Origin of the sequence: uncultured Aliivibrio sp., from assembly GCF_946479765.1 — a bacterium.
In the GTDB taxonomy this organism is placed as follows: Bacteria; Pseudomonadota; Gammaproteobacteria; order Enterobacterales; family Vibrionaceae; genus Aliivibrio.
Genome location: NZ_CAMLHO010000020.1, coordinates 44,118 through 66,993 on the forward strand (window position 1 = coordinate 44,118; position 22,876 = coordinate 66,993).

The window sequence follows — 22,876 nt, forward strand, 5'->3', positions numbered from 1 at the left end:
AAATGACTACTTTACTCACTTTACAAGATGTCTGCGTTGTCTTTGACGACCGCCATGTTCTCGATAATGTGTCATTATCGATTGAATCAAATAAGATCATTACACTAATTGGCCCTAATGGTGCTGGTAAATCTACATTAGTGAAAGCGATTCTCGGATTACAAAAACCAACCAGTGGTCTGATTAAAAGAGAAAAGAAATTACGTATTGGCTACGTCCCTCAAAAATTACATTTAAATGACTCCCTTCCACTAACCGTACAAGGTTTTTTAAAGTTAGCAGGCAAATACAGTCAACAAGAACATCTTGATGCATTGACGTTAGTTGAAGCTGAACATTTACTTCACTCGAACATGCATAAGCTGTCTGGCGGAGAATCACAACGAGTTCTACTTGCTAGAGCTTTGTTGCAGCGTCCTGATTTACTTGTTCTTGATGAGCCAGCACAAGGGGTCGATGTTCAAGGTCAAATCAGTTTATATGCGCTGATTGAGTCAATTCGTCATCGTTTTAACTGTGCCGTATTTATGGTTTCTCATGACCTACACCTTGTGATGGCAAAAACCGATGAGGTGATTTGCCTTCAACATCATATTTGCTGCTCTGGCGCTCCCGCGTCTATCTCTAAACACCCTAAATATATTGCATTATTTGGGCAGCAACGAGAGCAGAAATTAGCTTTCTATCATCATGATCATCGCCATGACCATGATTTATCTGGTGAACCGAGTGACGGTTCATGCTGTAGTAAAAATAAAAAGGCGTCATCATGATTGAGTTTTTACTACCCGCACTTTTAGCGGGATTAGGTATTGCGTTACTTGCTGGGCCATTGGGTTCTTTCGTTGTATGGCGAAAAATGGCGTATTTTGGTGATACTCTCGCTCATGCTTCTTTATTGGGATTATCACTTGGTTTTCTATTTGATATTAATCTAAACCTTGCCTTAATTGTTTGCTGTGTTGCCATCGCATTATTATTAGTTACATTACAAAAACAACGCCTAGTTGCAACTGACACTTTACTCGGTATTTTGGCTCACAGCTCCCTATCGTTGGGCCTAGTTGCTGTTAGCTTTTTAGATAATGTGCGAGTAGATTTAATGTCTTATTTGTTTGGTGATTTACTTGCCGTTACTTATGAGGACTTAATTTATATTTATACAGGCGTTATCATTGTTTTAGGATTGATATACATAGTATGGAGACCACTATTGTCATCGACGATTAGTGAAGAATTGGCTCAAGTTGAGGGCGTTAATGTAGAGTTAATGCGTTTAGTCTTAATGCTAATGGTTGGATTGGTTATTGCTATTTCGATGAAATTTGTTGGGGCATTGATTATTACTTCATTGTTAATCATTCCCGCAGCAACTGCTCGACGTTTTTCTCGAACGCCTGAACAAATGGTTTTACTTGCTTCCATATTTGGTTGTATCGCCGTTATCGCAGGTTTAGCTCTCTCATGGCATTACGACACTCCTGCTGGCCCTTCTGTTGTTGTTTCTGGTGCTGCTATATTTATGTTTAGCCAACTAAAAAAAGCATCCAATTAATGCCAGTCTGAACCATTAATTGGATTTATATCATAAAAAAGAGCAATACATCAATCACAGTATTGCTCTTATCTATCCATTTAGATTTTAAATCTACTCACTATAGTGGTTAGATTATCAGCCATTGAACCTAATCTTTCTGCTTGCATTTCTGTTGCATCAACATCAAGTGCATTTTCTTTTGCACATCGGTTAATCTCTACAATAAGTTGATTCACGCTCGATGTCGCAGCTAATTGCTCTTCTGTTGATACAGATATCTGGCTATTCATTGTTTGTATCACTGAAACAGCATCAAAAATCGACTTCACTGTATCTTGAGTTATTATTGTTTTTTCTGCAATTTGATGTGCATCGTCTGAATTACTTTGCATAAGAGTCACTGATGTAACTGCTTCATTTTGTAACTCGGCAATCATAGTCGATATCTGAGCCGTACTCTCTTGCGTTCTACTCGCTAATAATCGAACTTCATCCGCAACAACAGCAAACCCTCTACCACTTTCACCCGCTCTCGCTGCTTCAATTGCTGCATTTAATGCCAATAAGTTTGTTTGATCAGCAATGCTGCGAATTACATCAAGAATACTGCCTATATTATCCGTTTTAACCTGCAAATTACCAATAACCTTAGATACATTTCTAATATTAACAGCAAGTGCCTGCATATCATTATTCAGGCTGCCAATAGTCGAAATGCAGTGCGTTGACGTATTGTTCACATCTAATGCTGAATCTGATGCTTGAATTGCACTTTGAGTTACCTCATCAATACTAATAACGACTTGATTTGTAGCGACTGCGGCTTGGCCTAATTGATCTGTTTGCGCTCTCATACTAACATTCATCGTATGAGAAGAAGACGATAGACGATGAGATGATTCACTTAACTCTATTGTTAATTGATTAATTTCTGTTACCATTTTTTTAATATTTCTTGCCATCTCAAGTACTCGACCATAAATACCTTCATGCTCTGAACTCATATCATTTATATGGCTTAAATCACCACGAGATATTCAGTCAATCACATTTAAGATAATCTCAGGATCGTTACCTAGTGTCTTATTATATTTTCGAACAGCAAAAAGCATAACTAAACCAATAAATAAATTAACAATGAAACCAATAGTTAATCCTTCTATTAGAAAAGAATAGAAAGTATCATTCACTTTCTTCTCTTGAACACCACTACCTAAGTACCAATTCCAAACTTTACTTTTTACAGCGATCGACTTCACTTCAGTCGTAATGTTTTCTCGTGTCGTGAACCAAGAATAAGTGATCACCTCTCCAGCAACCGTTAAATGATTAAGTATATGAACCTTTGCTTCAGAGCTAACAATATCAGCAAATGGTTTACCAATAATTTGAGGATCTAAAGGGGCTGCTAAAAAAACCAAGTTTTCATCCGTCATCCAGATATACTCATTATCTGAATACGCATAGCTTTGCATCAATTCACTAGCTAGTCTTTTTGCTTTTATTTCATCCAGCTCACCAGAAACTACTTTTTGCTCTAATGTAGCAATGGTATTTTTAGCATTTGTTAGTAAGTTTTCTAATCGTGTTACGTTATTTATTTCTAATGTATATCTAACATTGTATGCGCCCATAATAATAGACCCAAACATTGCAGCAGAAAAAATTAAATAGATGATGACATACTTAGATTTAGTATTAAGTTGCATGTGTATTCTCAAATTAAATAACCATTAATAGTAGTGCTAGTCATTCTTTGAGTTTTTTTGAATATGTCCTTAGAAAGAAAAGCTCCCAACCTTACCAGAGGTAGCATTATTAATCATACCTATTTCAAATCGGCCAAATGTAAGGAAACATTTCAAATGACTGTATATACAAAAAAACCATTCATATTTCTACAAATGGCTTAAAACCTGTTAACTTATTGATTTAAATAATTACCAACCAGTCACTTCCCGTAAGCCTTTACCGATATCAGCAAGGCTCTTAACGGTTTTAACACCCGCGGCTTCTAGTGCTGCAAACTTATCTTCCGCAGTCCCTTTACCACCAGAGATAATTGCACCGGCATGCCCCATGCGCTTACCTGGAGGCGCAGTAACACCGGCAATGTAAGACACTACTGGTTTAGTTACATTATGTTTAATGTACTCAGCAGCTTCTTCTTCCGCTGTTCCACCGATCTCACCAATCATTACAATTGCTTCAGTCTCTGGATCTTCTTGGAATAGCTTTAGAATATCAATGAAGTTTGAACCAGGTATTGGGTCACCACCAATACCAACACACGTTGATTGGCCGAAACCTTCATCAGTTGTTTGTTTAACTGCTTCATAAGTCAGTGTACCTGAGCGAGATACAATACCTACTTTACCTTTCTTATGAATGTGACCAGGCATAATACCAATCTTACATTCATCAGGAGTAATAACACCCGGACAGTTAGGACCGATCATCACTACGCCTTCTGCATCTAGACGAACTTTAACATCTAGAAGATCAAGAGTAGGAATGCCTTCTGTAATCGTTACGATTAATTTAATACCCGCATCAATTGCTTCAAGAATCGCATCTTTACAGAAAGGTGCTGGTACATAGATAACAGAAGCCGTTGCGCCAGTTGCTTCAACTGCATCACGAACGGTGTTAAATACTGGAAGGCCTAAATGAACTTGACCTCCTTTGCCTGGTGATACGCCACCAACCATTTTTGTTCCGTAATCAATCGCTTGCTCTGAGTGGAAAGTACCTTGGCCACCAGTGAAGCCTTGGCAGATAACTTTTGTATCTTTATTAATTAGTACAGACATTATTTGCCCTCCGCAGCAGCAACAACTTTTTCAGCCGCTTCAGTTAATGAAGTAGCAGCAATGATATTTAGGCCACTTTCAGCCAGTTTTTGTGAACCTAGTGGTGCGTTATTACCTTCAAGGCGAACAACAACAGGCACTTTTACACCGACTTCTTCAACCGCACCAATTATGCCATCTGCAATTAGATCACAACGTACAATACCACCGAAGATGTTAACCAGAACGGCTTTTACATTGCTGTCTGATAGGATGATCTTAAACGCTTCTGTCACTCGCTCTTTTGTTGCACCGCCGCCAACATCTAAGAAGTTAGCAGGTTGGCCACCGTGAAGATTCACGATATCCATTGTGCCCATAGCAAGGCCTGCGCCATTAACCATACAACCAATGCTGCCATCTAGAGCAACGTAATTTAATTCCCATTGTGCTGCATGAGCTTCGCGCTCATCTTCTTGAGATGGGTCGTGCATTTCACGCAATTTTGGTTGACGGTACATTGCGTTTGAATCAATGTTAATTTTACCATCCAGACACAGAAGATTGCCTTCTGCTGTCACTACAAGTGGGTTTATTTCTAGTAGAGCCAAATCATACTCAGCAAACATATTGCCAAGACCTATAAAGATCTTAACAAATTGCTTAACTTGATCGCCTTCAAGGCCAAGTTTAAATGCTAATTCACGACCTTGGAAAGCCTGAGGGCCAACTAATGGATCAATCGCCGCTTGATGGATCAACTCTGGAGTTTCTTCTGCAATCTTCTCAATATCCACACCACCTTCAGTCGATGCCATGAAAACGATACGACGCGTAGCACGGTCAACAACCGCACCTAGATATAATTCGTTTGCAATATTTGATGCTTCTTCAACCAAAACTTTAGTTACTGGCTGGCCTTTAGCATCCGTTTGGAAAGTCACTAGATTTTTACCTAGCCACTTTTGAGCGAATTCTTTTACACCTTCTTTTGTATCATGCAGTTCAACACCGCCCGCTTTACCGCGACCACCAGCGTGAACTTGACACTTAACCACTTTTTTTGCAGTACTGATACGTCCTGCCGCTTCAAAAGCTTCTTGAGCCGTATCACATGCGTAACCTTCAGGTACAGGAAGGCCGTACTCTGCAAAGAGTTGCTTTGCTTGATATTCATGTAGGTTCATTATGTTCTATCCATTTTATGTTATTCCCTTTGATGGGAATTTTTAATGTCCTAAGACGCTCTAAGGCATCTTTCTATTTTTATCCAATAATGAAGTTGAATAAGAGGCTACCGTGAGCATAGTAGCCTTTGTTTATTTCTAGATATTTATGACTAAACGTCTAGTAGTAAGCGAGCAGGATCTTCAAGTAACTCTTTAATAGTTACTAAGAAACCTACTGATTCACGACCATCGATTAAACGGTGGTCATAAGATAAAGCAAGGTACATCATTGGCAGTATTTCTACCTTTCCATTAACAGCCATTGGGCGGTCTTGGATTTTGTGCATACCTAAAATTGCCGCTTGTGGTGGGTTGATAATTGGCGTCGACATAAGCGAACCAAATACACCACCATTAGTGATAGTAAAGTTACCACCGATTAAGTCTTCAACTGCTAGTTTGCCATCACGACCTTTAATCGCCAGTTCTTTAATGCCTTTTTCAATATCAGCAAAACCAAGTGCATCACAGTCTTTTAGTACTGGAGTCACTAAACCACGTGGCGTAGATACCGCCATGCTAATATCAAAATAGTTATGATAAATAATATCATCACCATCAATGGATGCGTTCACTTCAGGGTAGCGTTTAAGTGCTTCAGTTACCGCTTTCACATAGAAAGACATGAAACCTAAACGAGTGCCGTGACGCTTTTCAAACTGCTCTTGATACTGTTTACGAAGTTCCATGATTGGTTTCATGTTTACTTCATTAAACGTCGTTAGCATTGCCGTGCTGTTTTTCGCTTCCAATAAACGTCTTGCTACTGTTTTACGAAGACGAGTCATTGGTACGCGCTTTTGGCTACGATGAGCAAGTGCTTCTGACGGTTTATCCGTTGATTTTTCAGCTTTTGGTGCTGCCTTTAACGCGGCAACATGAGCATCAACGTCTTCACGAGTAATTCGACCACCAACACCTGTGCCTTTTACATCAGAAGGAGCAATATCATGCTCACCGAGAAGACGACGAACCGCAGGGCTCAAGGCATCGTTGCTCTCTTCAGATAAAGAAGCGGTATGACGCTTATCAGGAGAAGACTCCGTCTCATTTGTCACATCTTTTGTTGGCTCACCAACAACAGCGCCCGGTTTGATTTTAGCAAGTAGCTGCTTAGAAAGTACCGTTGCACCTTCTACTTCTAAAATAGCTTCTAGTATACCGGCTTCTGGAGCTGGCACTTCAAGCACTACTTTATCCGTTTCAATATCTACAAGTATTTCGTCACGCTCAACTGTATCACCAGGTTGTTTATGCCATGTTGCTACAGTAGCGTCTGCTACAGATTCAGGTAAATCTGGAACCAGAATTTCGATTGTCATATCCGTTTTCCTATACTTTCTAGTTCTTATCTAGGGTAAGAGCGTCTTCAACTAACGCTTTCTGTTGTTTCACGTGCACTGACATATAGCCAACTGCCGGAGAGGCAGACGCTGGACGTCCTGCATAATGTAAGAGTGCATTATCAGGCAATGCAGAACGGAAGTTATGTTGACTAGAGTACCAAGCACCCTGGTTTTGAGGCTCTTCTTGACACCAAACATAATCCACTACATTCGTATATTGTGCGATAGCGGCTTCTACTTCTTCTTTAGGGAATGGGTAAAGCTGTTCAATTCGAACAATAGCAACATCATTCTGTTCATTCATACGACGCTGTTCTAGTAGGTCAAAATACACCTTACCTGAACAGAAAACGACACGTTTAACTTGTGCTGGATCCAATACATCAATTTCTGGAATCGCAGGCTGGAAGTTACCTTCTGCAAGCTCTTCCAGCGACGATGTACACAGAGGATGACGCAGTAATGATTTTGGTGACATCACGATTAATGGTCGACGCATAGGACGAATCACTTGGCGACGAAGCATGTGATACACCTGTGCAGGTGTTGATGGAACAACAACTTGCATATTCTGTTCAGCACACATTTGCAAGAAACGCTCAAGTCGTGCAGATGAATGCTCTGGACCTTGGCCTTCATAACCATGAGGTAATAGCATAGTAAGACCACACATACGGCCCCATTTTTGCTCACCCGATGAAATGAACTGATCAATAACGACTTGTGCACAGTTGGCAAAATCACCAAATTGCGCTTCCCAAATGGTTAAACCACCCGGTTCAGCCGTTGCATAACCATATTCGAACGCAAGTACTGCCGCTTCTGATAATACAGAGTCATGCACTTCAAATGGACCTTGCTTATCATGAATGTTAGCTAGAGGTACATAAGTGCTCGCGTCTGATTGATTGTGAAGTACCGCATGACGATGGAAGAAGGTACCACGACCAGAATCTTGGCCTGTAATACGAATTCGCTTACCTTCATCAACTAGAGTTGCATACGCTAACGTTTCTGCCATACCCCAATCAATTGCTTTTTCACCAGCGACCATAGAGATACGGTCATTACACATTTTATTTACACGACTGTGTAATTTATGGCTTTCTGGGTACTGACAAATACGTTGACCAAGTTCGACTAAGCGACCTTTATCAAACTGATTAGCCCACTCCATATTCCACTCATGACCAATAAATGGAGTCCAATCAACATTATGCAGCTGCATTGGACGCCATTCTTTCACTACGACTTCACCATGATCTAAAGCATCACGATATTCATTAATTAGCTGCGTGGTTGTTTCCAATTCAAGATCTTGACGCTCAATTAAAGTATCAGCATACAACTTACGAGGTGTTGGGTGCTTTTTGATTTTTTGATACATCAATGGTTGAGTTGCGTTTGGTTCATCAGCTTCGTTATGACCGTGACGACGATAACAAACTAAATCAATCACAACATCGCGTTTAAATTCATTACGATAATCAAGAGCAATGCGAGTAACAAAAGCAACGGCTTCAGGATCATCCGCATTAACATGGAAAATCGGAGCCTGAACCATTTTAGCAATATCGGTACAATACTGCGTTGAACGCATGTCTTTCGGATTCGATGTAGTAAAACCAACTTGGTTATTAATAACGATACGAATCGTACCACCGACATGGAATGCACGAGCCTGAGACATATTGAATGTTTCAGCCACCACGCCTTGCCCAGCAATAGCTGAATCACCATGAATAGTAATTGGAATGACTTTGTCACCTGCTGCATCATTTAAACGGTCTTGACGAGCACGTACTGAACCAATAACAACGGGATTAACAATTTCAAGATGAGAAGGGTTAAACGCTAAGGCTAGATGAACATTACCGCCTGATGTCGCAAAATCAGAAGAGAAACCTTGATGATATTTCACATCACCAGTACCCCATGATTCGCCGTGTTTACCAGCAAATTCATCGAATAAGTCTTGAGGTTTTTTACCAAGGACATTGATTAACATATTCAAACGCCCGCGGTGAGCCATACCGATCACGACTTCACGGCCACCATTTTCACCAGCACGACGGATAAGTTCCTTCACCATCGGAACCATGGCATCGCCACCTTCCAATGAGAATCGTTTAGCGCCTGGGAATTTTGCACCTAGGTATCGTTCTAGCCCTTCGGCAGCAGTCAACTCTTCAAGAAAAGTCAGTTTTTCTTGAGCAGTAAATGTTGGCTTGCCTGCCACTGATTCTAAACGCTGTTGGATCCAACGTTTTTCTTCTGTGTTGGTAATGTGCATGTACTCAGCACCAATAGAGCCACAATAAGTGCCACGTAGTGCTTCATACAGTTCAGAAAGTTTCATTGTCTCTTGCCCTAAAGCAAAAGAGCCGACATTAAACGTTTCTAAAAAATCATCATCGGTTAGATTATGAAAAGCAGGATCTAACTCTGCAACATATTCATGCAGCTGTAGTGCTAATGGGTCTAAATTCGCATTTTGGTGACCACGAAAACGGTATGCATTAATTAATTGCAATACTCTTACTTGCTTAGCATCTACATCTGGATCATTAACTTGAGCACTAACTTGCTTTGTTTCTTTCGCAAGACGACGGAAATATTCTCGTACAGGGGAATGGGCCTGCTCAGATACACCAGTATTTTCAACTGGAAGTGTATCAAAAACTTCTCTCCATTCATCGCTAACGATTTCCGGGTCACTGAGATAGAGTTCGTAGAGATCTTCCACGTACGTTGCATTAGCGCCAGCTAAATGTGAAGACTCAAACCATGCCTTCATCACGCTATTCTGCATTATTTTCCCTTAATCCAGTAGTTTCACGTCTATCCCGGTCTTTTGGCCGGGCTTATAAACTTCAACTTACTCACTGTCTAATAACATTTACTAGATCAATCAGTAAGTTGAGGGTGTATGGCTATACCGCTTTTTTCAATAGCATGGTCTTAATATGACCAATGGCTTTTGTTGGGTTTAACCCCTTAGGACATACACTTACACAATTCATTATGCCATGGCAACGAAAAACACTGAATGCATCGTCTAAATTAGACAAACGTTCATTTGTTGCCGTATCACGACTATCAATTAACCAACGGTACGCTGCAAGCAGCCCTGCTGGTCCGATAAATTTATCAGGGTTCCACCAGAATGATGGGCACGAAGTTGTACAACACGCACACATAATACACTCATACAACCCATCTAAGTGCTCACGCTCTTCAGGAGATTGTAGGTTTTCTCTTGAAGGAGGCGTTGCACCATCGCTGATTAAGAACGGTTTTACTTTTTCATAATTTTCATAGAACTGTGCCATATCGACAATCAGGTCTCGAACAACAGGTAAACCAGGTAATGGACGAATAACAAGATCACCTTTACCAATTAACTCAGATAATGAGGTGATACAAGCCAATCCATTTTTACCGTTCATGTTCAAACCATCAGAACCACATACGCCTTCACGACATGAGCGGCGGAATGATAAGGTAGGATCTTGCTCTTTTAATAAGATAAGTGCATCTAACACCATCATATCCGAGCCTTCTTCCACTTCTAACGTATACGCCTTCATATGAGGAGCATTATCTACATCTGGATTGTAACGATAGATTGAAAAATTTAATTTCATCTTTCTGCCCTCTCTTAGTACGTACGTGCTTTAGGTGGAAATGCTTCACGATGGATAGGTTCCATGTTTACACCACGCTTGGTCATCGATTCTGTCTCAGGGTTATACACTGAATGACATAGCCAATTAGCATCATCACGATCAGGGAAGTCAAAACGAGCATGCGCACCACGACTTTCTGTACGATAGTTTGCTGCCACAGCGGTTGCAAATGCTGTTTCCATCAAGTTTTCTAGCTCTAAACACTCAATACGTTGCGTGTTAAATTCCGTTGATTTATCAGCAAGGTAGGCATTTTTCAGACGTTCACGAATTACTTTTAGTTCTTCGAGGCCTTTTGCCATTGCATCACCTTCACGGAATACCGAGAAGTTGTTTTGCATACACTGTTGTAGATCTTTACGAATTTGTACTGGGTCTTCACCGCCTGTACTGTTCTCCCAGCGATTGTAACGCTCAAGAGAAGCTTCAATATCCGCTTCAGTAGCAGGTTTAGCTTCAGTTTGCTTTTTCAGGGTTTCACCTAAATGTAAGCCTGTTGCACGACCAAATACCACTAAATCAAGCAGTGAATTACCACCTAAACGGTTCGCACCATGAACAGATACTGACGCAATTTCACCACAAGCAAATAAACCTTGGATTTCAACATCAGCACCAGAATCGTCTTGCTTAATAGCTTGACCAGACACTTGTGTTGGTACGCCACCCATCATGTAATGACAAGTAGGAATTACTGGGATTGGTTCTTTTACTGGATCTACGTGAGCAAAGGTACGAGACAACTCACACACACCAGGTAAACGAGATTCAAGCGTTTCTTTACCTAGGTGATCCAATTTAAGCTTAATATGAGGACCCCAAGGACCGTCACAACCACGACCTTCACGGATTTCGACCATCATTGAACGTGCAACAACGTCACGGCCTGCTAGGTCTTTCGCGTTTGGAGCATAGCGCTCCATGAAGCGTTCACCATCTTTATTTAGAAGATAACCACCTTCACCACGACAGCCTTCAGTAACAAGAACGCCTGCCCCTGCAATACCTGTCGGGTGGAATTGCCACATTTCAATATCTTGCATTGGAACGCCAGCACGGATCGCCATACCAACACCATCACCGGTATTGATGTGCGCATTAGTTGTTGACGCGTAAATACGACCAGCACCACCAGTAGCAAGAATGGTTGCTTTCGATTTAAAGTAACAAATCTCCCCTGTTTCCATACAAAGCGCGGTACAGCCTAAAATGGCACCGTCTTCATTTTTAACAAGGTCAAGCGCATACCACTCAGAAAAAATCGTCGTTTTGTGCTTAATATTTTGTTGGTATAACGTATGAAGCAAGGCGTGCCCAGTACGGTCTGCTGCTGCTGCTGTTCGTGCGGCTTGCTCACCACCAAAATTCTTAGATTGACCACCAAATGGACGTTGATAAATAGTACCATCGTCAAAACGAGAAAACGGTAAGCCCATTTTTTCTAATTCAATAACAGACTCAGGCCCATTCTTGCACATGTATTCGATTGCATCTTGGTCTCCAATATAATCAGAGCCTTTTACTGTATCGTACATGTGTTGTTCCCAATGATCCTCGTGTGCATTACCAAGAGCAACAGTAATGCCACCTTGAGCAGATACAGTATGAGAACGAGTTGGAAATACTTTTGATAACAAAGCACATGATAGGCCTTGTTCTGAAATTTGCAGCGCAGCTCGCATACCTGCACCACCTGCACCGATCACTACGGTATCAAATTCTCTAACAGCAATACTCACTACACACCCCACACAATAACTAAACCAGAGAAGAAATATCCTAAAAGTACACACACTAAGCCCAATTGAAGCAGAGCACGCAACAACATAGGTTTAATGTAATCAGTGAGTACTTGCCATAAACCAATCCATGCATGAATTAATATGGAAAGAAGCGCCAACATCGTAAACACTTTTGTAAACAAACCGCCAAAGAAGTTTGTCCATGATAGGTACGTCAGATCTGGGCCAAATGCACAGAAGCCAACAATGTATAATGTGTAGAAGGTAAGAATGATCGCGCTAGCACGAATTAAAATAAAATCGTGCACGCCGTTACGACCAAAGGAAGATACGTTAGCTACCATACCAATACTCCTGCTAAAAGAGATAATACCGCTGTAATTGCAAACGCAACTTTAGCACTTTGGGTACCTGACTCTAACTCTTCAAAATAGCCCATATCCATCAATAAATGACGAATACCAACCACAATATGATAAGCAAGCGCAGTCAGAATTCCCCACATAATGAACGTCACAAAAAAACCATCGATATAATCAGCGGCTTGTGCGAATCCAATAGGTGAAGAAAGCGATAGGTTGAGCAACCAAAGCAGTATTCCAACAGAAACAAAAGTAATCACACCACTTACGCGATGCAAAATTGAGGCGATAGCCGTTAATGGAAAACGGATCGTTTGTAGGTCTAAGTTGACAGGTCTTGACTTTTTAACTTTCACAAGGGGCTCACTCAGCTCCATTGAGCATTTTATTGTTATAGATACCTCTGTTCTATCAAAAGCTAGCGAGAATTAACATTTTCACAACTTTCATTGTGAGCAACATCTCTTTATGTGAGTCATTTAACAAATAAAACTCTATTTTTAAGTAGATGAAAATCACGGTAACCCTATATAATATAAGGGACAGAACAGAAACTCAGCCGCAGTATACGATGTGACACATCTGATTACAAACGCATAAATAACATCTACATCACACCACAGAAAATTAACTTTTTTTTCATTAAAAATATAAACAAGTGCACACATAAGCGCACAAAAATTGACATTAGCCCGTGTAATGGGTACAAAGTTGTCACTCTCATATCCGGGATATAATAAAAATATAACAAAAGGAGAATGTTATGGCAGATAAAAAGGCGACACTTCATATTGAAGGTCAAGCGCCAGTAGACATGCCTATAATGGAGGGCACAATTGGTCCTGAAGTGATTGATGTGCGTAAATTAGGAGCAAGTGGTTACTTTACCTTTGACCCTGGTTTCCTTGCCACTGCATCTTGTGAGTCTCAAATAACATACATCGATGGTGATAAAGGTGTTCTATTACACCGTGGCTTTCCTATCGACCAATTAGCGAATAATGCAGATTACTTAGAGGTTTGTTACATCCTTCTAAATGGTCAAGCACCAAATCGTGATGAATACGAAACGTTCAAAGATATTGTGACTCGCCATACTATGGTTCACGAGCAGATTTCAAGTTTCTTCCACGGCTTCCGTCGTGATGCTCACCCAATGGCGGTAATGTGTGGAGTGGTTGGAGCCTTAGCTGCCTTCTATCATGATTCACTTGATGTAAATAACGATGAACACCGTGAAATTGCCGCATTTAGACTACTTTCAAAAATGCCAACACTTTCTGCAATGTGTTACAAGTATTCAATTGGTCAACCTTTTGTCTACCCACGTAATGATCTAACTTACGCAGAAAACTTCTTACACATGATGTTTGCAAATCCATGTGAAGAGTATGAAGTAAACCCAGTTGTTGCCCGTGCAATGGATAAAATCTTTACGTTACATGCAGATCACGAGCAAAACGCATCAACATCAACAGTACGTTTAGCCGGTTCTTCTGGTGCTAACCCATTTGCTTGTATTGCTGCTGGTATTGCATCTTTATGGGGGCCTGCTCACGGCGGTGCAAATGAAGCGTGTTTACGTATGCTAGAAGAGATTGGCTCTCTTGATAACATTGATGAATACGTTGCAAAAGCGAAGGATAAAGAAGACCCATTCCGTCTAATGGGCTTTGGTCACCGTGTTTACAAAAACTATGACCCACGAGCAACGGTAATGCGCGAAGCATGCCATGACGTATTGAAAGAGCTAAACATTAAAGATCCGCTATTAGACGTAGCAATGGAACTTGAACGTATTGCTTTGTCTGATGAATACTTCGTATCTAAAAAGCTGTATCCAAATGTAGATTTCTACTCAGGTATTATTTTAAAAGCAATTGGTATTCCTGTTTCTATGTTTACTGTTATCTTTGCGATGTCTCGTACTGTAGGTTGGATTGCACACTGGAGCGAAATGCATAGTGATCCAAACAACCGTATCGGTCGTCCTCGCCAGCTTTACACTGGTGAAGAACTTCGTGAATTTAAACCACTTCATGAACGTGAATAACGCTAATTATACCAATGTAATTAATTAGACGTATAAACAAAAAAGGTTAATGCTCATGCATCAACCTTTTTTATTACGTATTCATAACGATAAGAAGTATTGAAACACTTAAACTGGATTATCAATATCAATAAACTCTACATTAAATCCATGTTCTTTTTCTAACCACTCACCTAGAGCTTTAACGCCATAACGCTCTGTTGCATGATGACCAGCTGCAAAATAATGAATGCCTAATTCACGTGCAATATAAGTGGTTCTTTCTGATATTTCACCAGAGATAAACGCATCAATTCCCTGCTGAGCAGCCAATTCAATATAATCTTGCCCACCACCAGAACACCAAGCCACCGTTTTAATGTCTTTATTGACATCAGGGGAAATATGTAGAGGTTCACGGTTCAGTATTTGACTGATCCTTAAATTCAACTCTTCCCCAGATAATACAGTTTCAAATTCCCCTTTCATTGCAATAGATTGAGGCGTCGGCTCTAAGCCTTCTACATTTACAATCGAAAAAAGACGGGCTAATTCAGCATTATTACCAAGCGTAGGATGAATATCTAAAGGAAGATGATAAGCCAATAGATTAATGTCATTTTTAATTAAAGAACGAATACGATTACCTTTCATTCCCTTAATCGATTCACTCTCACCTTTCCAAAAATAACCATGATGAACTAATAATGCATCAGCCTTTCTTTCGATTGCAACGTCAATAAGAGCTTGAGAAGCCGTTACACCTGTAATTATTTTCTTTACTTCATTTTTTCCCTCAACTTGAAGTCCATTAGGACAGTAATCTTTGATAAGTTGGGGTTTTAATTCTTTATTTAATAGTTGTTCTAACTGAAAATTATTCATTGTCAATGTCCATTTTTAAATAATAAAAAAGCAGCGACATGCGCTGCTTTTTATTAATAATTAACTGGTTTTAAAATTATAAGCCAGCGTCTTTAAATACGTTGCTTACAATTTCTTGAGCTTCTTGTTCAATCAATGCTAAATGTTCTGCACCTTTAAAGCTTTCACAATAAATCTTGTAGATTTCTTCGGTTCCTGATGGGCGAGCAGCAAACCAACCGTTCGCTGTTGTTACTTTAAGGCCACCAATAGCAGCACCATTACCTGAAGCATGCGTTAAACGAGCTGTAATGTCATCACCCGCAAGCGTTGTTGCAGCTACCATTTCTGGAGATAATTTACTTAATACTGCTTTTTGAGCTTTATTTGCCACAGCTTGAATACGGTTATAACTTGATTCACCATGTTGAGCAGCTAGTTTGTTGTAGTATTCTTGGGGGTTCATGCCTGTAGTCGCTGTGATTTCAGCCGCAAGTAGACACAAAAGAATACCATCTTTGTCTGTTGACCAAGGTGTACCATCAAAGCGTAGGAAAGAAGCACCCGCACTCTCTTCACCACCAAAACCAAGAGAACCAGCATATAAGCCATCAACAAACCACTTGAACCCAACAGGAACTTCACATAGGTCACGACCTAAATCAGCGACTACCTTGTCAATAATTGCCGAAGATACTAATGTTTTACCGACTGCAACTTCTGTTTTCCATTTTGGACGATTACGGTATAAATAATCAATACAAACAGCTAGGTAATGGTTTGGATTCATTAAACCAGATGGCGTTACAATACCATGGCGGTCATAATCAGGATCATTACCAAACGCTAAATCATAGTCATCTTTTAATGACAATAAACCGGCCATCGCATAAGGAGAAGAACAATCCATGCGTATTACGCCATCTTTATCTAACGACATAAATTGGAATGAAGGATCAATTGCCTCACTAACTAAAGTAAGATCTAGATCAAATGCTTTACCGATTTGACGCCAGTATTCAATACCAGAACCGCCTAATGGGTCAACGCCTAGTTTTAAATTTGCTTTTTGAATCGCTTCAATATTGACGACATTTTTCAAATCATCAATATACGGCTTAACCAAATCCACTTGTTTAACTAAATCAGATTTCATCGCTTCATTAATTGGAATGCGCTTTACACCATTCAATTCGTTTGCGATAAGTAAATTTGCTTGATTCTCAATTGCCGTAGTTAACTCACCTTCAGCCGGTCCACCATGGGTCGGATTATATTTAATGCCGCCATCTTGAGGTGGATTATGGGAAGGAGTAATAACGATACCATCCGCTTTATCATCAAATTTAACGTTATGCGTTAAGATTGCATGAGAAATGCCTGGCGTTGGTGTGTAACCATTATCTTCTTGAATGATAACTTCAACACCATTAGCAACTAATACTTCGATCGTCGAAATGAAAGCAGGTTCAGATAAAGCATGTGTGTCTTTACCTAAGAAAAGTGGACCTGTAACCCCATTTTCCTTACGTACATCAGCAACCGCTTGAGCGATAGCCCAAATGTGATGTTGATTAAACGTTGCTTTATCTGCTGTTCCACGATGACCTGAAGTACCAAATTGTACTTTTTGATCTGAGTTTGATGCATCAGGTTCTAATAAAAAATAATTAGAAACTAATGCTGGGATATTGTGTAAATCTTCTTGCTGAGCTTTCTGCCCAGCGCGAGGATGTATAGCCATTTGACGATTCCTTGTGACAAATTATTATTTGAGTAATGGCTCAAAGGAAATTAAATTGCCGCGCACACTTTCTCTGTCAAATCATGATGGAAACCCATACGCTCCATTAACAATTCAACCATGTGGCGCTTGCGATTAGTATTTGTATTTGTGATAACCCAAAATGGAGTGCCGTTAATTTCACGGGGCTTAGTTGTTTTACCACTTGCAATCAATGTGTCTTGATTGTCTGCAAAATAAACTCGGGTTCTTCCTTTCACTTCCGTTGCTTCAGCAAAGGCCTTTGAGTCAATTTGATATAATTCTGATAGCACAATTAAAAAACGATCAATCGCTTTATCTAATGCAGAAAATTCATCAGAGATTAATAAGGTACGTACCGCTTTAACGCGATCTACAGATGTCTCTTTACCTGCATCTTTACTGACTACTATGCCTTTTTTCTGTACTTCAACAGGGGTTGAAACAGAAATAACAGAGTCTAAAGGTGACGACTGCATTAAGAGACGACGTAAAATATCAGAGGCACTTTCACCGATGTGTTGAGTTTGGCTCGCAATAAAGCGGTATAGTTCTTCGTCTACTTCAATAGTCTTCATTATATGGTTCGTATTCTATAATCTATTTATGAAGGCACGATTATACATTGTATAATCGTGATACTCTACGACAAACCTAACACAACGCAGAAAAATGAAGCTACTTAACTATAAAGAACAAGGAAATGGGGATCCTTTGATCCTAATTCATGGCTTATTTGGAAATTTAGATAACCTAGGTCTTCTCGCCCGTCAATTTGAATCGACATATCGAGTGATCAGTGTTGATCTTCGAAACCATGGTCACTCTTTTCATTCAGAAGATCATAATTATCAAGCGCTCGCGTCTGATGTCATTCATCTACTTGAACATTTATCCATTTCCTCTGCTCATCTCATAGGTCATTCTATGGGAGGTAAAGTCGCTATGGCCATCGCAGGTCAGAAACCAGAAATTATCTCATCACTAGCCGTTTTAGATATGGCTCCGGTAGCCTATCCTGAACGCAGACATGACGCAGTATTTTCTGGGCTTCAACACATTTTAGACACACCACCAACTACTCGAAAAGAAGCAGATCAATTACTTGCAATGTCCATCGTAGATCCTGGCGTACGACAGTTTTTAAGCAAATCATTGTATAAAAAAAACGAACAGTTAACTTTGCGTTTTAATGTGCCCGCATTATTAGCGAATTATCACCATATAATAGGTTGGGATCCTATCTCACCATTTACTGGTAATATTCTGTTTGTAAAAGGAGAAAATTCCGATTACATCCAACCTACACACCAAAAAGAAATTATGGCGCAATTTCCAAAAGCTAAGGCACATATTGTCAGTGGTACTGGCCATTGGCTGCATGCAGAAAAGCCAGAAACCATTTATCGAGTCATAAATCGATTTCTAGTAAAAGTTGGTAATAGATAATCCATACCAACAATGTCAAAGCTATGATATAGTTTTGCCAAATTATTCGATCAGATTTAGGTCGCTTACTTAAGATAAGGGTGATTCATGCTGTATGAACATTTTGATCTCATTGAATCTATTGGATTAGATTTACTGTTTGCCTCGATATTTTTCTTTATCGGCATGGCTATTAAAGATGTATTAAAACAAGCGAATGTACCCCCTTTTGGCCGAAAAATTGTTTGGCTAGTTCTCTTTTTAGGCTGTACAGGCTTTATTGCTAAAGGGATTATTCAGTTAAGCTGGGAAGGCTCTGGTCTAGGTTAAGTCACTGATCTAATAACATCTATTTTTAATTAATACAGACAAATACAGGTATTCATCATATGGCAAGTGTAGGACTCTTCTTTGGTAGCGACACAGGTAATACTGAAGCTGTTGGCAAGATGATTCAAAAACAGCTTGGTAAAAAGCTAGTTCATGTTCAAGACATAGCAAAAAGCAGCAAAGAAGATATTGATAACTTCGATCTTCTACTTCTAGGTATCCCTACATGGTACTACGGTGAAGCTCAATGTGATTGGGATGATTTCTTTCCTGAATTAGAAGGCATTGATTTCTCGACTAAACTTGTTGCTATCTTTGGTTGTGGTGATCAAGAAGATTACGCTGAATACTTCTGTGATGCGATGGGTAACATCCGTGATATCGTTGAAGCAAAAGGCGGCACTGTAATCGGTTACTGGCCAACTGAAGGCTATGAATTTGAAGCATCTAAAGCCCTAGTTGATGAACATAACTTTGTAGGTCTTTGTATTGATGAAGACCGTCAACCAGAGCTTACTGAAGGGCGTGTAACTACATGGGTTAATCAAATCCATGAAGAGATGTGCCTTGCAGAATTAGAAGACTAACTTTGATTCATGATGCTCTCTGCTTATCTCTTACATAATAAAGTAGAGAGCATCATCTAAATTCTGGCTTTTTTCTTACATATAACGTTCGATTCACCTTCGCAACTACCTTTCCTTTTTTATCATAAATATACACTTCAAATTGCGGAAAATACTTTTCCCCATTATCAGTATGATCTTTTATCTCTTGAATTTTTTCATTTGAAATTAAAAAGTGTGCTTGTAAATCTGTCTTTCCAGGGGAAATAAAATCGATCTCTGATTGTTTATCCCATACAAAGTATTCATCACGTAAAATACCCATTAACATTAGCGAAAATACAGGATCAGTCATAGAGAAAATACTTCCTCCATATTGAGTTCGATTGGCATTTCTATTCCAAAATCGATCTTTCAATATGACATTCACTTCTTGAAAATCAGATGAAATAGTTTGGATCGAGATCCCTGCGCCCCAAAATGGAGGCCAAATATTTAATGCCCTTCGTACTATTTTTGGGGTAAAGTACTTATACATATTTATTTCCCTTAATTCTGGTCAGACCTCATCATAAGTGTTTTTTTAACAAAAGATCAACATCTATTTTTTTGTAAGAGATCGTACAGATAAGGTATCAACTGAATTGAATGTTCCCTATAATTAAGTGATTAAAACTGCACTAAAAATCGATGCAGAACGCCAATACAGGAAAAGTCGATGTCAGATAACAACCAAGCACTAAAAAAAGCCGGTTTAAAGGTTACTCTTCCGCGCCTGAAAATTTTAGAAGTGCTACAACAACCAGATAGCCAGCACATCAGTGCAGAAGATTTATATAAAAAATTAATCGATATTGGTGAAGAGATTGGGCTTGCTACTGTATACCGTGTATTAAACCAATTTGATGATGCAGGTATTGTAACTCGTCACCATTTTGAAGGCGGTAAATCTGTCTTTGAATTAGCAACACAACACCATCACGATCACCTTGTTTGTCTTGATTGCGGAAAAGTTATTGAATTTTCTGATGATATGATAGAAGAACGCCAGAAAGAAATTGCGAACAAACACAATGTCCGCTTAACTAACCACAGTTTATATCTGTACGGTCATTGCATTACTGGCGATTGTATTGATAATAATGATGCTCATAACGATTAATACTAATGTCACAAACTTTAGTCATAAAAAAACCAGCATCTCTGCTGGTTTTTTATTATCAATTAATTGAATACTTAGTTAGGATTAACCTTCCCAAGTATCACGTAAGCCTACTGTACGGTTGAATACAAGAGCCTCTGGTGTAGAGTCTTTGTTATCAATACAGAAATAGCCTGTACGCTCAAATTGGTAACCTGCTTCTGCTTCTGCTGTTGCTAAGCTTGGTTCTACAAAACCATTCTTAGTAATTAATGACTCAGGATTAATGCTCTCTGAGAAATCTTCTAAAGCTGCTGGATTTGGCACTGTAAATAAACGGTCGTATAAACGGATCTCAGCAGGTACTGCTTTATCTGCTGACACCCAGTGAATCACACCTTTAACTTTACGGCCATCTGCTGGGTTCTTACCTAGCGTTTCTGCATCATAGCTACAGAAAATAGTCGTAATGTTACCTGCTTCGTCTTTTTCAATACGATCAGCTTGAATCACATAAGCACCACGTAAACGAACTTCTTTACCTAGCACTAAACGCTTGTATTTTTTGTTCGCTTCTTCACGGAAATCATCTTGCTCAATGTATACTTCACGAGTAAATGGAACTTCACGTGTGCCCATTTCTGGCTTGTTAGGATGATTAGCAACGTTTAACGTTTCTACTTTACCTTCTTCGTAGTTTTCAATAACTACTTTAACAGGCTCAAGAACGGCCATAGCACGAGGAGCATTCTCATTGAGATCATCACGAATACATGACTCTAATGAGCCAAATTCAATCATATTCTCTTGCTTCGTAACACCAATGCGTTTACAGAATTCACGAATAGAGCCTGCAGTAAAGCCACGACGACGTAGACCTGAAACCGTAGGCATACGTGGATCATCCCAACCATTTACTAGTTTCTCAGTCACAAGCTCATTAAGCTTACGCTTAGACATGATTGTGTATTCTAAGTTTAGGCGACTAAACTCATATTGATGCGGCTGGCAATCAATCGTAATATTTTCCAATACCCAATCATATAAACGACGGTTATCTTGGAATTCTAACGTACAGATTGAGTGCGTAATACCTTCAAGTGCATCAGAAATACAGTGAGTAAAATCGTACATTGGGTAGATACACCACTTATCACCCGTTTGGTGATGAGTAGCAAAACGAATACGATAGATCACAGGATCTCGCATAACGATAAATGAAGAAGCCATATCAATTTTTGCACGTAAGCAAATAGTGCCTTCTTTAAATTTACCATCACGCATTTGTTCAAACAACGCAAGGTTATCTTCTACACTACGGTCACGGTATGGACTATTTTTACCTGGCTCTTTAAGTGAACCACGGTATTCACGGATTTGATCAGAAGTTAGCTCATCAACATAAGCTAGCCCTTTCTCAATCAATTCAACCGCGTAATCATACAATTTATCGAAATAGTTCGAAGAATAATGAACATCACCACTCCAATCAAAACCTAACCATTTCACGTCATTTTTGATCGACTCAACGTATTCAATATCTTCTTTTTCAGGGTTCGTATCATCAAAACGTAGATTACACTGTCCCTGGTAATCTTGAGCAATACCAAAGTTTAAACAGATAGATTTTGCGTGTCCGATATGCAGATAGCCATTCGGCTCTGGCGGGAAACGAGTATGGACACTGGAATGTTTACCTGACTTTAGGTCTTCATCAATAATTTGACGGATAAAGTTGGTAGGACGAGTTTCAGTTTCACTCATCTAAAGCACCTCATTGGTATTAGTAATTGCAAAAAGAACAGATTGTTCATATAGCCCTATGATCCACAATTATGCGCCAATACTCAATATATAGAATCAAATAGTTTCTTTATTTACATAAAAAAAGCCGCTCTAAAGAGAGCGGCTTAGTCATTTGAGTGAATTTACTCAATAATTATGGTAATGCAACTGCTGTTAGGTCTTCAGAAGCTGGGATTTTTTTCATTTCACCAGCTCCGATTTCAGCACGGCAACCAAGAATAACTTGAACATTGTTTGAACCAAGTTT

Annotated in this window: 22 protein-coding genes; 7 read left to right on the forward strand and 15 right to left on the reverse strand. The window is 39.6% G+C overall.

What is annotated here, in order from left to right; translation table 11 throughout:
• Positions 1-2: 2 nt before the first annotated feature.
• Together znuC and znuB are read left to right on the forward strand one after the other, a co-directional pair.
• Positions 3-773 carry a zinc ABC transporter ATP-binding protein ZnuC gene (gene znuC / locus Q1K78_RS09525; protein WP_300177410.1) on the forward strand — a complete coding sequence of 257 codons (771 nt, stop codon included), beginning with the start codon at positions 3-5 and terminating at the stop codon, positions 771-773.
• Positions 770-1,555 carry a zinc ABC transporter permease subunit ZnuB gene (gene znuB / locus Q1K78_RS09530; RefSeq protein WP_300177411.1) on the forward strand — a complete coding sequence of 262 codons (786 nt, stop codon included), beginning with the start codon at positions 770-772 and terminating at the stop codon, positions 1,553-1,555. Before znuC ends, znuB begins: the two co-directional genes overlap by 4 nt.
• Positions 1,556-1,635: 80 nt before the next feature.
• Here the strand turns inward: znuB and Q1K78_RS09535 are convergent, their stop codons facing one another.
• The 10 genes from Q1K78_RS09535 to sdhC form a co-directional block, all read right to left on the reverse strand.
• Complete coding sequence (locus tag Q1K78_RS09535; RefSeq protein WP_300177413.1) at positions 1,636-2,541, reverse strand: methyl-accepting chemotaxis protein; 906 nt, start codon at positions 2,539-2,541, stop codon at positions 1,636-1,638.
• Positions 2,542-2,574: 33 nt separating this feature from the next.
• A complete protein-coding gene (locus Q1K78_RS09540) occupies positions 2,575-3,246 on the reverse strand; it encodes a cache domain-containing protein (protein ID WP_300177415.1) in 672 nt (223 codons plus the stop codon).
• Between the two features lie 231 nt (positions 3,247-3,477).
• Positions 3,478-4,350 (reverse strand): succinate--CoA ligase subunit alpha, encoded by an 873-nt coding sequence (sucD, locus tag Q1K78_RS09545; RefSeq protein WP_300177417.1) that lies wholly within the window; start codon positions 4,348-4,350, stop codon positions 3,478-3,480.
• On the reverse strand, positions 4,350-5,516 hold the full coding sequence (sucC, locus tag Q1K78_RS09550) for an ADP-forming succinate--CoA ligase subunit beta (RefSeq protein WP_300177418.1): 1,167 nt from the start codon (positions 5,514-5,516) through the stop codon (positions 4,350-4,352). Before sucC ends, sucD begins: the two co-directional genes overlap by 1 nt.
• 152 nt (positions 5,517-5,668) lie before the next feature.
• On the reverse strand, positions 5,669-6,880 hold the full coding sequence (gene odhB, locus Q1K78_RS09555) for a 2-oxoglutarate dehydrogenase complex dihydrolipoyllysine-residue succinyltransferase (protein WP_300177419.1): 1,212 nt from the start codon (positions 6,878-6,880) through the stop codon (positions 5,669-5,671).
• A gap of 19 nt (positions 6,881-6,899) precedes the next feature.
• Positions 6,900-9,716, reverse strand: a complete 2,817-nt coding sequence (sucA, locus tag Q1K78_RS09560; RefSeq protein WP_300177420.1) for a 2-oxoglutarate dehydrogenase E1 component — start codon at positions 9,714-9,716, stop codon at positions 6,900-6,902.
• Between the two features lie 121 nt (positions 9,717-9,837).
• Positions 9,838-10,551, reverse strand: coding sequence for a succinate dehydrogenase iron-sulfur subunit (locus Q1K78_RS09565; protein WP_300177421.1), 714 nt, complete (start codon positions 10,549-10,551; stop codon positions 9,838-9,840).
• Positions 10,552-10,565: 14 nt separating this feature from the next.
• Positions 10,566-12,332: a succinate dehydrogenase flavoprotein subunit gene (gene sdhA, locus Q1K78_RS09570; protein ID WP_300177422.1), complete on the reverse strand. Its 1,767-nt coding sequence runs from the start codon at positions 12,330-12,332 to the stop codon at positions 10,566-10,568.
• A complete protein-coding gene (sdhD, locus tag Q1K78_RS09575) occupies positions 12,332-12,679 on the reverse strand; it encodes a succinate dehydrogenase, hydrophobic membrane anchor protein (RefSeq protein WP_300177423.1) in 348 nt (115 codons plus the stop codon). The genes sdhA and sdhD overlap by 1 nt, the downstream gene beginning before the upstream one ends.
• Positions 12,673-13,068, reverse strand: coding sequence for a succinate dehydrogenase cytochrome b556 subunit (sdhC, locus tag Q1K78_RS09580; protein WP_300177447.1), 396 nt, complete (start codon positions 13,066-13,068; stop codon positions 12,673-12,675). Before sdhC ends, sdhD begins: the two co-directional genes overlap by 7 nt.
• A 392-nt stretch (positions 13,069-13,460) precedes the next feature.
• On the opposite strand from sdhC, the gene Q1K78_RS09585 reads away from it, so the two are divergent.
• A complete protein-coding gene (locus Q1K78_RS09585) occupies positions 13,461-14,750 on the forward strand; it encodes a citrate synthase (protein WP_300177424.1) in 1,290 nt (429 codons plus the stop codon).
• Between the two features lie 108 nt (positions 14,751-14,858).
• Here the strand turns inward: Q1K78_RS09585 and Q1K78_RS09590 are convergent, their stop codons facing one another.
• The 3 genes from Q1K78_RS09590 to seqA all read right to left on the reverse strand — a co-directional run bounded on the left by Q1K78_RS09590 (position 14,859) and on the right by seqA (position 17,936).
• The gene (locus tag Q1K78_RS09590) at positions 14,859-15,614 is read right to left on the reverse strand and encodes a Nif3-like dinuclear metal center hexameric protein (protein WP_300177425.1); all 756 of its coding nucleotides are present in this window, start codon (positions 15,612-15,614) and stop codon (positions 14,859-14,861) included.
• 76 nt (positions 15,615-15,690) lie between these two features.
• Complete coding sequence (pgm, locus tag Q1K78_RS09595) at positions 15,691-17,337, reverse strand: phosphoglucomutase (alpha-D-glucose-1,6-bisphosphate-dependent) (protein ID WP_300177426.1); 1,647 nt, start codon at positions 17,335-17,337, stop codon at positions 15,691-15,693.
• Between the two features lie 50 nt (positions 17,338-17,387).
• Positions 17,388-17,936, reverse strand: a complete 549-nt coding sequence (seqA, locus tag Q1K78_RS09600; RefSeq protein ID WP_300177427.1) for a replication initiation negative regulator SeqA — start codon at positions 17,934-17,936, stop codon at positions 17,388-17,390.
• Between the two features lie 94 nt (positions 17,937-18,030).
• Between seqA and Q1K78_RS09605 the strand changes: the two genes are divergently transcribed.
• The 3 genes from Q1K78_RS09605 to fldA all read left to right on the forward strand — a co-directional run bounded on the left by Q1K78_RS09605 (position 18,031) and on the right by fldA (position 19,703).
• Positions 18,031-18,807: an alpha/beta fold hydrolase gene (locus Q1K78_RS09605; protein ID WP_300177429.1), complete on the forward strand. Its 777-nt coding sequence runs from the start codon at positions 18,031-18,033 to the stop codon at positions 18,805-18,807.
• Positions 18,808-18,894: 87 nt separating this feature from the next.
• A complete protein-coding gene (locus Q1K78_RS09610; RefSeq protein ID WP_045101551.1) occupies positions 18,895-19,116 on the forward strand; it encodes a DUF2788 domain-containing protein in 222 nt (73 codons plus the stop codon).
• A 59-nt stretch (positions 19,117-19,175) separates the two neighbouring features.
• Positions 19,176-19,703 carry a flavodoxin FldA gene (gene fldA / locus Q1K78_RS09615; protein ID WP_300177433.1) on the forward strand — a complete coding sequence of 176 codons (528 nt, stop codon included), beginning with the start codon at positions 19,176-19,178 and terminating at the stop codon, positions 19,701-19,703.
• A 52-nt stretch (positions 19,704-19,755) separates the two neighbouring features.
• Here the strand turns inward: fldA and Q1K78_RS09620 are convergent, their stop codons facing one another.
• Positions 19,756-20,220: a hotdog fold domain-containing protein gene (locus Q1K78_RS09620; protein WP_300177435.1), complete on the reverse strand. Its 465-nt coding sequence runs from the start codon at positions 20,218-20,220 to the stop codon at positions 19,756-19,758.
• 180 nt (positions 20,221-20,400) lie between these two features.
• On the opposite strand from Q1K78_RS09620, the gene fcrX reads away from it, so the two are divergent.
• Complete coding sequence (gene fcrX / locus Q1K78_RS09625; RefSeq protein WP_300177437.1) at positions 20,401-20,844, forward strand: ferric iron uptake transcriptional regulator FcrX; 444 nt, start codon at positions 20,401-20,403, stop codon at positions 20,842-20,844.
• Positions 20,845-20,928: 84 nt separating this feature from the next.
• On the opposite strand, the gene glnS is transcribed toward fcrX, so the two are convergent.
• Complete coding sequence (gene glnS / locus Q1K78_RS09630; RefSeq protein WP_300177439.1) at positions 20,929-22,587, reverse strand: glutamine--tRNA ligase; 1,659 nt, start codon at positions 22,585-22,587, stop codon at positions 20,929-20,931.
• Positions 22,588-22,876 lie beyond the last annotated feature (289 nt).

Excerpts from the sequence above, each read along its gene's own strand:
- znuC (WP_300177410.1), top strand. The coding sequence starts at position 3 with ATGACTACTTTACTCACTTTACAAGATGTCTGCGTTGTCTTTGACGAC.
- znuB (WP_300177411.1), top strand. The coding sequence starts at position 770 with ATGATTGAGTTTTTACTACCCGCACTTTTAGCGGGATTAGGTATTGCG.
- Q1K78_RS09535 (WP_300177413.1), bottom strand. The coding sequence starts at position 2,541 with ATGAGTTCAGAGCATGAAGGTATTTATGGTCGAGTACTTGAGATGGCA.
- Q1K78_RS09540 (WP_300177415.1), bottom strand. The coding sequence starts at position 3,246 with ATGCAACTTAATACTAAATCTAAGTATGTCATCATCTATTTAATTTTT.
- sucD (WP_300177417.1), bottom strand. The coding sequence starts at position 4,350 with ATGTCTGTACTAATTAATAAAGATACAAAAGTTATCTGCCAAGGCTTC.
- sucC (WP_300177418.1), bottom strand. The coding sequence starts at position 5,516 with ATGAACCTACATGAATATCAAGCAAAGCAACTCTTTGCAGAGTACGGC.
- odhB (WP_300177419.1), bottom strand. The coding sequence starts at position 6,880 with ATGACAATCGAAATTCTGGTTCCAGATTTACCTGAATCTGTAGCAGAC.
- sucA (WP_300177420.1), bottom strand. The coding sequence starts at position 9,716 with ATGCAGAATAGCGTGATGAAGGCATGGTTTGAGTCTTCACATTTAGCT.
- Q1K78_RS09565 (WP_300177421.1), bottom strand. The coding sequence starts at position 10,551 with ATGAAATTAAATTTTTCAATCTATCGTTACAATCCAGATGTAGATAAT.
- sdhD (WP_300177423.1), bottom strand. The coding sequence starts at position 12,679 with ATGGTAGCTAACGTATCTTCCTTTGGTCGTAACGGCGTGCACGATTTT.
- Q1K78_RS09585 (WP_300177424.1), top strand. The coding sequence starts at position 13,461 with ATGGCAGATAAAAAGGCGACACTTCATATTGAAGGTCAAGCGCCAGTA.
- Q1K78_RS09590 (WP_300177425.1), bottom strand. The coding sequence starts at position 15,614 with ATGAATAATTTTCAGTTAGAACAACTATTAAATAAAGAATTAAAACCC.
- pgm (WP_300177426.1), bottom strand. The coding sequence starts at position 17,337 with ATGGCTATACATCCTCGCGCTGGGCAGAAAGCTCAGCAAGAAGATTTA.
- seqA (WP_300177427.1), bottom strand. The coding sequence starts at position 17,936 with ATGAAGACTATTGAAGTAGACGAAGAACTATACCGCTTTATTGCGAGC.
- Q1K78_RS09605 (WP_300177429.1), top strand. The coding sequence starts at position 18,031 with ATGAAGCTACTTAACTATAAAGAACAAGGAAATGGGGATCCTTTGATC.
- Q1K78_RS09610 (WP_045101551.1), top strand. The coding sequence starts at position 18,895 with ATGCTGTATGAACATTTTGATCTCATTGAATCTATTGGATTAGATTTA.
- fldA (WP_300177433.1), top strand. The coding sequence starts at position 19,176 with ATGGCAAGTGTAGGACTCTTCTTTGGTAGCGACACAGGTAATACTGAA.
- Q1K78_RS09620 (WP_300177435.1), bottom strand. The coding sequence starts at position 20,220 with ATGTATAAGTACTTTACCCCAAAAATAGTACGAAGGGCATTAAATATT.
- fcrX (WP_300177437.1), top strand. The coding sequence starts at position 20,401 with ATGTCAGATAACAACCAAGCACTAAAAAAAGCCGGTTTAAAGGTTACT.
- glnS (WP_300177439.1), bottom strand. The coding sequence starts at position 22,587 with ATGAGTGAAACTGAAACTCGTCCTACCAACTTTATCCGTCAAATTATT.